The sequence below is a fragment of the Anoxybacillus mongoliensis genome (assembly GCF_014201515.1).
Lineage (GTDB): Bacteria > Bacillota > Bacilli > Bacillales > Anoxybacillaceae > Anoxybacillus > Anoxybacillus mongoliensis.
Map to the genome: position 1 here is coordinate 110,334 of NZ_JACHEQ010000009.1, position 10,367 is coordinate 120,700.

General features: G+C 39.8%; 13 protein-coding genes, 1 other RNA gene and 1 riboswitch. Of the genes, 5 read left to right on the forward strand and 9 right to left on the reverse strand.

Annotated features, from left to right (window positions below):
- Positions 1 to 12: 12 nt before the first annotated feature.
- The 3 genes from rnpB to HNR43_RS09710 form a co-directional block, all read right to left on the reverse strand.
- Positions 13 to 405, reverse strand: an RNA gene (gene rnpB / locus HNR43_RS09700) — RNase P RNA component class B.
- A 67-nt stretch (positions 406 to 472) separates the two neighbouring features.
- Positions 473 to 769 (reverse strand): cell division regulator GpsB, encoded by a 297-nt coding sequence (gene gpsB, locus HNR43_RS09705; RefSeq protein ID WP_004890279.1) that lies wholly within the window; start codon positions 767 to 769, stop codon positions 473 to 475.
- Positions 770 to 893: 124 nt separating this feature from the next.
- Positions 894 to 1,127, reverse strand: a complete 234-nt coding sequence (locus HNR43_RS09710) for a CotD family spore coat protein (protein ID WP_183243409.1) — start codon at positions 1,125 to 1,127, stop codon at positions 894 to 896.
- A gap of 372 nt (positions 1,128 to 1,499) precedes the next feature.
- Between HNR43_RS09710 and HNR43_RS09715 the strand changes: the two genes are divergently transcribed.
- From HNR43_RS09715 to HNR43_RS09730, 4 genes are read left to right on the forward strand one after another with little or no spacing between them, the layout of a single operon-like run.
- Positions 1,500 to 2,867, forward strand: a complete 1,368-nt coding sequence (locus HNR43_RS09715) for a globin-coupled sensor protein (RefSeq protein ID WP_183243411.1) — start codon at positions 1,500 to 1,502, stop codon at positions 2,865 to 2,867.
- A 23-nt stretch (positions 2,868 to 2,890) separates the two neighbouring features.
- Positions 2,891 to 3,220 carry a hypothetical protein gene (locus HNR43_RS09720; protein ID WP_183243413.1) on the forward strand — a complete coding sequence of 110 codons (330 nt, stop codon included), beginning with the start codon at positions 2,891 to 2,893 and terminating at the stop codon, positions 3,218 to 3,220.
- Positions 3,221 to 3,248: 28 nt separating this feature from the next.
- Complete coding sequence (locus tag HNR43_RS09725) at positions 3,249 to 3,590, forward strand: ATP-binding protein (RefSeq protein ID WP_246346293.1); 342 nt, start codon at positions 3,249 to 3,251, stop codon at positions 3,588 to 3,590.
- Positions 3,587 to 3,880, forward strand: a complete 294-nt coding sequence (locus HNR43_RS09730; RefSeq protein ID WP_183243417.1) for an STAS domain-containing protein — start codon at positions 3,587 to 3,589, stop codon at positions 3,878 to 3,880. Before HNR43_RS09725 ends, HNR43_RS09730 begins: the two co-directional genes overlap by 4 nt.
- A 22-nt stretch (positions 3,881 to 3,902) precedes the next feature.
- Here the strand turns inward: HNR43_RS09730 and HNR43_RS09735 are convergent, their stop codons facing one another.
- The 4 genes from HNR43_RS09735 to thiM form a co-directional block, all read right to left on the reverse strand.
- Entirely contained in the window at positions 3,903 to 5,039 is a 1,137-nt protein-coding gene (locus tag HNR43_RS09735; RefSeq protein WP_183243419.1) for a PP2C family protein-serine/threonine phosphatase, read from the reverse strand.
- A gap of 97 nt (positions 5,040 to 5,136) precedes the next feature.
- Positions 5,137 to 5,898 (reverse strand): enoyl-CoA hydratase, encoded by a 762-nt coding sequence (locus HNR43_RS09740; RefSeq protein WP_183243421.1) that lies wholly within the window; start codon positions 5,896 to 5,898, stop codon positions 5,137 to 5,139.
- Positions 5,899 to 5,984: 86 nt separating this feature from the next.
- Positions 5,985 to 6,638 carry a thiamine phosphate synthase gene (gene thiE, locus HNR43_RS09745; RefSeq protein ID WP_183243423.1) on the reverse strand — a complete coding sequence of 218 codons (654 nt, stop codon included), beginning with the start codon at positions 6,636 to 6,638 and terminating at the stop codon, positions 5,985 to 5,987.
- Complete coding sequence (gene thiM, locus HNR43_RS09750) at positions 6,639 to 7,433, reverse strand: hydroxyethylthiazole kinase (protein WP_183243425.1); 795 nt, start codon at positions 7,431 to 7,433, stop codon at positions 6,639 to 6,641. It lies immediately after the preceding gene.
- Positions 7,434 to 7,490: 57 nt separating this feature from the next.
- Positions 7,491 to 7,606: riboswitch (TPP riboswitch) on the reverse strand.
- A gap of 163 nt (positions 7,607 to 7,769) precedes the next feature.
- On the opposite strand from thiM, the gene hcp reads away from it, so the two are divergent.
- Positions 7,770 to 9,059: a hydroxylamine reductase gene (gene hcp, locus HNR43_RS09755; RefSeq protein ID WP_183243427.1), complete on the forward strand. Its 1,290-nt coding sequence runs from the start codon at positions 7,770 to 7,772 to the stop codon at positions 9,057 to 9,059.
- Between the two features lie 29 nt (positions 9,060 to 9,088).
- On the opposite strand, the gene HNR43_RS09760 is transcribed toward hcp, so the two are convergent.
- Both HNR43_RS09760 and HNR43_RS09765 read right to left on the reverse strand, forming a co-directional pair.
- Complete coding sequence (locus HNR43_RS09760) at positions 9,089 to 9,616, reverse strand: thermonuclease family protein (protein WP_183243429.1); 528 nt, start codon at positions 9,614 to 9,616, stop codon at positions 9,089 to 9,091.
- Positions 9,613 to 10,239 (reverse strand): histidine phosphatase family protein, encoded by a 627-nt coding sequence (locus tag HNR43_RS09765; RefSeq protein ID WP_183243431.1) that lies wholly within the window; start codon positions 10,237 to 10,239, stop codon positions 9,613 to 9,615. Before HNR43_RS09765 ends, HNR43_RS09760 begins: the two co-directional genes overlap by 4 nt.
- Positions 10,240 to 10,367 lie beyond the last annotated feature (128 nt).

The window sequence follows — 10,367 nt, forward strand, 5'->3', positions numbered from 1 at the left end:
CCATGAACCATGTTCTGTAAGCCATGTTCTGTTCCGTCGTACTGCAAACGGCTTGCGCCTCGTACTTCGGCGGTAATCATCTATCTACAGGCTGTACGCCTGTCCTTCTCTCCGTTCATTTCCTTCGAGAAGGTGCCCCTACCATCATTTGGGTTTCTCGCTCGTGGGGTTTACCGCGTTCCACTCTTGCCGTTTCCAGCAAGACTACGTCACTGTGGCACTTTAAAGGTAGTCGAGCCATATCCATTGAAGGACGTAGGCTCTTTCCCTGCCGTCAGCCCAGCTTATCGCCAGACTGCCCTAGCTTATGCATTCGCTAGGCACGAACACTACGGGCATCTCAGCACCGTGCGAGCATGGACTTTCCTCTACGATGCATACACATCGCAGCGATTACCCGAACATGATTCATGTAAGCATATGTTAGTATATCCGAAACGATAAGCCAAATCAATAGAAAAGGTTGGAACATTTATTCGTAAAGTTTGTTTCCAAAAACATGTTTTTCTAAATTGGAAAGACGTTGTAAGATATCAAAGTTCGTCGTTCCCGTTTGAGATGGCTGACGTTTTTGTGCCTCCTGCAATTGGCTTTTCAATTTTGCATTTTCTTGTTGTAATTGTTCAATCATTTGATGAAATGTTTCATAGTCTTTAATGACTAAATCAAGAAAGCGATCAACTTCATCTTGATTATATCCGCGCATGCTTATTTTAAACTCTTTTTCGAGAATGTCTTTTGCTGTTAAGTTGATGCGATCTGAAAGCACGTTTGCTCACCTCAATTATCCATGTCTACACCTATTCTTTCAAAAAAAGCAGTCTTTGTCAATTTTTCATTTTCACAAACTTCGTCTTTTTTTCGACAAAAAACCGAAGGCGAATCGCCTTCGGTTAAAATGGTCGTGGAAACGGACCAGGTCCTGGACAAACAACATGTTGATGTGATACATCGTTTACAACAGATTGCGTATGTGGAAAATAATGTTGATGTTGGAACACATGATGATTCACATACGTCGTATGTGACGGATGAATGTGTGGCACAATCGTTTTTTGCATTTGATGTTGCGTACAACATTTTGTTGGATGAACGATTGGCGCCATCATATTTGGACGACAACGCATATTTCATACCCCTTTCGCATTAAAGTTTGTTACATTTCTAGCGTATGTGCAAAGGGGTATACATGTACTAATGGAAACACCTATTTTACATGAACGTATAAATGTTATGTTTCATATTCGCGAAAATGACAACTGTAGCTCCTATTAAAACAAAAAATAAATATAAAATTTTTTTACTCATTGCTTCTCTCTCCGCGGTTCTTATTGTTCACAAGTAAACATTCTACTTTATTCTTTTTCATTCGACAAGTAGGGAAAACTTTGTCATTTTTTGCGCTTCCCTCGGAAATAACATAAAAATTTTCCTTCTTATTTTTACAGTACATGATATAATATTTTAGGGGATTTTTTATAAAAACTGGAGGGAAAACGATGTCAAAATGTCCATTTCACGCTCTTTTCAATGAACAAGGAGCCATTCAGCTGTTCCGTAAAAAACATCAAAAAGAAAATGAAGATATGAATCTTCGTCCTTCTACATCTTCACACGTTACAACGTATTATCGACAACTCCTTTCAAGCGATCGAAAGCAACAAGTTTCTTTCGTTGGATTAACAGAGAAAGATGTGCAACAACTTGTTTCAATTCGTCCACTCTTTGCTAAGCATGTCGAACGAATTGTCAATGCGTTTTACGATCAAGTTGGGCAAATGCCACATTTGAGACGCATTATTGACAATCATTCCACGATTGATCGCTTAAAACAAACGTTGCGCGCTTATCTAATGGATATGGTCTCTGGAGAAATTGGTGAACAATATATTATTCGGCGAAAAGTGATCGGCAACGTTCATAACCGGATCGGTTTGTTTCCGGAGTGGTACTTGGGGGCTTACACAATCATTCAAAATGAAGTGCTTCGCATATTAATGGAGGAGCTACCTCCGACAGAAGCAACAAACATTTACCAATCGTTTGCCAAACTTTGTTCATTCGATATGCAAATTGCGATTGAAACGTATATTGAATCGTATACATCGTCTATGATGAAGTTAAATGAAATTGCAGAGTTGCAACATCGTTTAACAGAATCGTCTACAACACTTGCTTCAAGTGCGGAAGAAACAACTGCTTCTATTTTTGAAGTACAAAAAAATGTCCAAAGCATGTTGAATGAAGTGACAAGTATTCAACGTCAATCTGTTCAAATGAGCGAACGAGTTGAAAAAGGAAAAGAAGATGTAAAACAAACGTTAACCAAACTAGACAGTGTTGCTACATTAATTGAAGGAACAAAATCGCTTACGAACGAACTGACCGATAGCTCGCGAAAAATCGGAGAAATCGTCAATGCGATTCGCAACATTTCAAATCAAACAAATATTTTATCGTTGAATGCGAACATTGAAGCTGCACGTGCGGGTGAACATGGAAAAGGGTTTGCAGTCGTCGCAAATGAAGTGCGAAAACTTGCAACGCAGACGGAACAATCGCTTGACTACATTCAAAATCACATTGACATTGTTCAACAAACGATTCGCAAATTTGAACAGGCGTTTCAACAAATCGTTGAGGAAACGCGAGCATTCCGACAAGCAAATGAAAGTATTATTCATATTTTTGATCAGTCTGTTACTGATGTGAAATCAACTAGTAAAAAAATCGATCAATTTACTTCACTCATTAAACAGTTTCATCAAATGTTTGATGAAATTTCATCCGCTGCCTCACAAATTGCTGAAATGGCCGAACAGTTAAACGATTTAAATCAAGAATTGACCGAAAAGTTCAATTCGTAATTGTTAAACGGAGGAAGATGACGATGAAGCACCCACGGCTGAAATACGAGCAACGGACGTTTGCTCATATCGACGAAATGGCGGAAACGTTGCTTCACGAAATAAACGAGCAGCTCATTCGCATCGATATGGGAATTCTCCCGAATAATGTACCATCACGCAACTATGCGAAGTTTCGTCTCATGCATTTGCAACGTTCGTTCGGAGAGAGCATCCCGCTCTCATTTCGTTCAACATATAACTCTTTATGGAGTCAATTGTATCGTCTCGAGCATCAAGGTGATTATAAACATCCTTATATAAAACAACTTTTGATTCAATTAAAAAACAATGATTCAAGCTCAGCTAAATGAAACAAATTATAGCACAATGATTTCAGCGATGCTCGAGCAAATAAACGATCATATGCAACTAGACGAAATACAAAAATATACAATTCAATTAATATTATGGGAGCTCGTTTCCAATGTCATTCGACATTCTACAAAAAAATATGCTACTGTACACATCAGCTGGTCAGATGAAGCGATCGTCATTGAAGTGATTGATGAAGGAGACGGCTTTCAATGGGAAGAAAAACTCAGCGCTCCTCCTCCTGATTTCACTCGTCCAGGAGGACGGGGACTTTTCCTTGTTCAACAGCTTGCTTCCCATTTTTCATTTGACGAAAAAGGAAAACGTGCCATTGTCGTTGTCGCACGGAATAAAGGGGGAGAAATATGATCAACATTGTTACATATGATGATAAAATCGTTGTCTCTTTTCAGCAAGATATTAACTTTGAAACATCACGCGTCATGGAAGAAACGATTCAATCACAGCCGTGGGAAACATCTCATTTACAAATTGATTTATCTGCTGTTCGATTTATTGATAGCTCTGGTGTTCGATTGCTGATTAGCTGGCTGTATCCATTAAAAGATCGAATGCGTATTGAAATGACAGGCGTTTCAGCACCTATTAAACATATATTATCTATCTGTCAACTTGATCAATTTGTAGACATTAAATAAAAGGGCTCTCGACCCCTTTTTGCTATTTTACATGAATAGAAACGAATGTAATATCGTCATTTCCTTTATCATATTGCGTTTTTTCATTTATGTTCTTTACCATCTCATCAAACGTATGAGCCGTTTGCATCATGTCAGCAAGTTGTCTGGCACATTCTTCACCTAACACTTCGATCAATCCGTCTGTGTAAATCATAAGATAGGTGTCATGTTGAAACGAAATCGTCCCTTTTTTATATGGAGCATTGGATACAATGCCAATTGGAATGCCCCCTTCTTTAAGAAGCATCGCTTTTCGATTATTCATCGATATGGCTGGCGGATGGCCTGCGTTTACATACTCCATGACTTTCTTTTTTACATCAATTGTTCCGTAAAAAGCGGTAAAGTAATATTTCGTTTCCTTTCCAAACAATTGAAAAGCATGTCGATTTAATTCATGCACAACAAGAAGGGGGTCTGTCACTTTCGTCATTAATCCATGTAACAAAGAACGAATCGACATCGCAACAAGTGCAGATGCAACACCGTGCCCCATGACATCAATCACAATAAAAGCATACATATGTGGACGAACTTGTTGCCAAAAATATAAATCACCAGACAGTTGTGAAGAAGGAATATACGTCCCGACAAAATGAATATGTTCATTATTCAGCGGTTCAGGAAGTAAACCTTCTTGAACGAGTCGGGCTAATTGTAAGTCTTCATTCATCTTTTTTTGCATCGTCCACATATGCCGATAACTTTCTACATATGCTTCATTCGTTCGTTTCAGTTGATCCATCGTTTCTTTTTGGCGATACGCCAATTGAACACGCGAAACGAGTTCGACCATTGTAAACGGCTTGCGAATGTAATCAAATGCCCCTGCTGCAAACGCTTCCTCTAATTTTTGTTCATCATCGTAACCTGTAACCATTAATACAGGGATATGATGCAATTGCTCATGTTGTTTCAATCGCCGACACCATTCAATACCGTCTGTTTTCGGCATACAAATGTCCATTAAAATGACATCGACATGTTGGGATAAAATATATGCATATGCCTCGTCCGCATCTTCAAACGGATGAATGGAGATGCCTTGAATATGTTCGAGCATCGCTTCCATCATTTCCAATGTCGGCACATAATCGTCTATAATCACTACTTTCATCTTCAGCCGCCCTTTTCGTTATACTTTTTCTATATTTCATTTATACACGTCGCAGACCCGAAAAAGATAGCTTAAAGATGAAAGTTTTTCAAATTTTTTATTTTCCGCTAAAATGCGGACGACGCTTTTCTAAAAAAGCGCGAATACCTTCTTCGTGGTCTTTTGTTTTACGCATTTTCGCTTGATACGCTGTCTCCATTTGCAACGTGTTCAACAACTGTTCTTCGCTTAAATAAGCATACAACTGCTTCGTTGCAATCATCGCACGAATCGGTTTTGCTAGCCACTCCGTTACTTTTTGTTGAATCGCTTGCTCATCACCGATTTCATCAATAAGTCCCACTTCATATGCCTCTTGTGCACTCATTACTTTTCCTTCCCATATGATTTGTTTTGATTTGACATCTCCAATTTTTCGTTTTAAAAAGAAATGACCCCCACCATCTGGAACTAAGCCAATGCCGATAAAATTCATTGCAACACGCGCTTGTTCATTTGCAATCACATAGTCACAAGCAAGTGCTAAACTGAATCCCAAACCTGCTGCGGCCCCATGCACGTAACTGATCGTTAGTTTCGGCAATTGATGTAACTTTACTGCAATTTGTTTAATCGTTTCCATCACTTCTATGAATGAATGTTCATTCGTCGATTGCAACATTGTTTTAATGTCACCTCCTGCACTAAATCCTTTTCCACGCCCACGAATAATGACGATGTCCGCCTCGCTTGTTTCCACTTCTTTTAACGCTTGTAACAACTCCGCTAACATTTTCTCATTTAAAGCGTTCAACGTATCCGGACGATTCAACTCAATTGTTGCGACTCGATCTTCATATGACAATACGATATGTTCCATCTTTCCCATCTCCCTCTTTCGTATGTTCGCTGTTTTTTTCGACATATGTGAGTAAAATCCTGCACAAAAAATAGAAAAAGACGACATTACCTGCCGCCTTTTTGTTTCGTACGCATGACAATCTCATATAGTCGTTTTGTTTGTTCACAAATATGTTCGGCACGACAAATGGCAGAAATGACGGCAATTCCGTCTGCTCCTGCTTCGATGACTGGTTTTGCTGTTTGTTGTGTAATCCCACCGATTGCCACAAGCGGAACGTGTTTTTCATGTGCGCGAATATGTTTAATCATCGTCAAGCCACATGCCTGTTTTGCATCTTCTTTTGAAACAGTTGGGAAAATCGGACCTAATCCGACATAATCGGCATGAGCAGCAAGCGCTTTTTTTACTTCAGTCAAGTTGTGAACAGATACCCCTAAATATTTATTCCCTATGCGATCGCGAACGCGTTCAGCTGCTTCGTCCTCTTGTCCGACATGAACACCGTCTGCTTGTAAAGCAATCGCTAACTCTACATCGTCATTCACAATAAACGGAATGTTACGAGCACGACATCGCTCAAGCAATTTCTCAGCTAAACGGTATTTTTCAACTCCCTTGAGTGCCCCTTTTCCTTTTTCGCGAAACTGAAACATCGTGATGCCGCCTTCGATCGCTTCATCTAACACAGCAAGTGGATCTTTCGTACAATCGACACTTCCCATCACGAAATATAACGATAGCATTTGTTTCATCATTTATTCCCCTCGAATATGTGCGTATTCATTCACTTCTTCTGCTGTTATCTCGTATAAAGCATTTAAAAAAGCCATTTGAAAGCTACCTGGCGCTTTGGCGTGTTTGGCTGCTTTTTCAGCCGCCACACCGTAATAAGCAAGCGCAGCAACAGATGACATCATCACATTTTCTCCTACACCAGCAAATGCGCCTAATACCGCGCTTAATAAACAACCGGTTCCAGTTACTTTCGTTAACATCGCATCACCATTTGAGACGATTACAATACGTTCTCCATCGGTTACTATATCGTCTTTTCCTGTTATAACGACTACACAACGAAACATGCGTGCTGCTTTTTTCGCTACATGCTCGAGATCGCCTTGCACATTCCCTGCATCGACTCCTTTTGTACGTACTTGTTCTCCAGTAATGCTTGCGATTTCTGATGCATTTCCACGCAAAATCGAAATGTTTACTTCGCGTAATATACGTTTTGCTGTTTCAGTGCGATACGCTGTCGCACCTGCCCCAACAGGATCAAAAATAACAGGGATGTTTGCTTCGTTTGCTGATTTTCCGGCAATAACCATCGCTTCTACATCTGTTTCGTTTAGTGTGCCAATGTTTAACACTAAAGCACGAGCTAAACGAACCATATCCGCTACTTCTTCTTTTGCATACGCCATAACAGGGGATGCACCTAGAGCAAGTAAGCCATTCGCAACAAAATTGGTCACCACGACATTTGTCATATTGTGTACAAGCGGTGATTCCTCTCTCACACGTGTTAACCATTGTCCTACATTCATCATTCATTCCCCCTTAAAAAAATAAAAAACTAGTCGGACAGAATCGACTAGTTTGCACACTCAAAACATAGCCTACTTCCCTCCGCTGGTACAAACCAGATCAGGTTCAAAGGGTTGGAAAACTGATTGCGCGTTTTCCTCTCAGCCATCGCCATCCGGCACCCCTAGTAGTTTGATTAATTCAATTTTCTTTCATTTTAATACATTTTTTCTCGTGATTCAATATGGAATATTGTCAAATTTCGTTCACATTTTTATATGAAAGTGTGATATGCATCACTTACGACGTACGCATTTTCCTCTATTGTTAAAGTGTTAATAAGAAAAGGAGGGGTTATAATGTTTTGTCATCAATGTGAACAAACACCAATAGGCGGATGTACAGTTGTCGGTGTTTGTGGGAAAGATGAAACAATTGCAAGTTTGCAAGATACGATCGTATTTGCATTAAAAGGAATTGCCGCATATCGCACGCACGCACATCAACTTGGATATACCGATCCGTTCGTTGATACAACAACACATGAAGCGTTATATATGACGTTAACAAACTCTAACTTTAACGTACAAGAACATATAGACATGGCGATGAAAGTCGGAAGAGCCGCCATTCGCGTAATGGAACTACTCGACCGAGCACATACAGAGCGACTTGGCATTCCTCAACCTGTTCGTGTAACGCAAAATAAAATTGAAGGAAAATGTATTCTCGTTACAGGACATAACTTATTTGCCCTTGAACAACTATTAAAACAAACAGAAGGAAAAGGAATTAACATTTACACACATTCCGAAATGCTCCCAGCACACGGTTATCCACAATTAAAAAAATATAAACATCTGAAAGGAAATGTCGGAAAAGCATGGTACGATCAACGTCGCTTATTTGAAAAATTCCCTGGCGCCATTTTAGCGACAACAAACTGTGTCATGCCAATAAAAGGTTCATATGCTGATCGCATGTTTTCATACGATGTAGCCGGGTTAGAACATGTACAAAAAATCGAGAATGATGATTTCACGCCGTTAATTGAGAAGGCTCTACAACTTCCAGAAGCAAACATTGAATCGGACGAAACGTTAGTGACTGGGTTCCATCACGAAACCGTTATTCAAATTGCACCGGAAATTATTCAAGCTGTAAAAGAAGGAAAAATTGAACGCTTTTTCGTTATTGCAGGTTGCGACGCTCCTGGAAAAGGTGGCGAATATTATCGCTCATTAGCAACATCTTTACCAGAAAACACTGTCATTTTAACGACATCTTGTGGGAAATTCCGCTTTAACGATGTCGATTACGGAGTTGTTCCTGGCACGAACGTTCCACGATATATTGATTTAGGACAATGCAACAACTCGATTTCGACTGTCAAAATTGCAATGGCGCTTGCGGAAGCATTCGGCTGTGAAGTGAATGAGCTGCCTGTTAGCATCGTCCTTTCATGGTTTGAACAAAAAGCAGTTGCCATCTTACTCGGATTGTTTAGTTTAGGCATTCAAGACATTCGAATTGGACCGAAAGCACCACACTTCATTTCGGAAGGTGTGTTACGCGTCCTACAAGATATGTTCGGTCTCAAACTTATCGGCGATGTAGAAGAAGATATGCAAGCGATGCTCGCACATTAAAAGGGCTGGATGAAACAGCCCTTTTATATTTACGAAGCTTGATCTAACCATACGCTCATATTAAATCCTTTCTCTGTGACGTATCCATCTACACTCCAAATGCGCTTTTTCGCTTTTTTCGCTTTTTCTTGTGCTTTATACAATCTTTTTGCATATTTTGTATCCGGTTCAAACACATAAGCAACGCGTGCAAGCCCTTCTTGTACAACTTTTTCTTGATACAACGCTCCATCCTCCAACCATATGTATGCAAGTAATCGACCGTAACGATCATACGGTTGTTCTTTTGCACTTAACTCCATCGTCACTTTTTTATGAAGCAAAACGTCTTTAGCGAATTGTTTTGCTTCTTCACCATACGCCTGTTTTTCGCGATACGTTTCTGGCGTGTCAATGTTTAACAGACGGACGGTTACCATCTCTCCATCCTTTTTTATTTTGACTGTATCTCCATCAACAACGTATTGTACTGTCGTAACAAACGTCGTTCCTTTATTTTGTTGTGCACAACCGGTGATAAAGAAAATGACAATGAAGAAAATAGCCCATTTTTTCACAAGTGTGTCAGCTCACTTTCAAGATGTGAAATATCTGACTCACATTCTATATTCCACTTTCCTTCTTCAAACGAAACGATCGTCACACTCGTGCCGTATACACGGCTATTTTTCCATAACTGTGCGAGCGTTTGTTGTTTCCAATACACTAGGAGCGTACGAATCACCATGCCATGTGTAACAATAAGAATATGACCTTCTAAATGATTTTTAGCTATATGTTGGATCGCAGCGACAGCTCGACGTTGGACATCAAGAAACGTCTCGCCAATGATCGGCTTGTATGCATCTGGGCTATGATAAAAATGATGATGATTTTGCTCGTCCACTTGAGCAATTTCTGCAATTGTTTTTCCTTCCCAATCACCTAAGTGAATTTCACGTAGTCGTTCATCAAAATATATTGGTACATGACGTTGTCCTAACACAATTTGCGCCGTTTCCTTTGTCCGATCACTTGGACTGCAATACACAGCAGTAAACGGGACTGTACGCAATCGATCATGTAAAAGTGTTGCGTGTTTTTTTCCCGTTTCAGTTAAAGGCGAGTCCTTCCATCCTTGCATTCTTTGTTGTACATTCCACTCTGTTTCTGCATGACGAATGACGTATAATTTCAACATCTCTCAATTCCTCCTCGAAATGAAAAAAGCAAGCTATATACATCCAATTTAAAATTTTAACCTCTGATTCACGCAGTACACCCGATGCGACGTAACACCTCATCTGGGTGCTGTAAGACATATTGTTC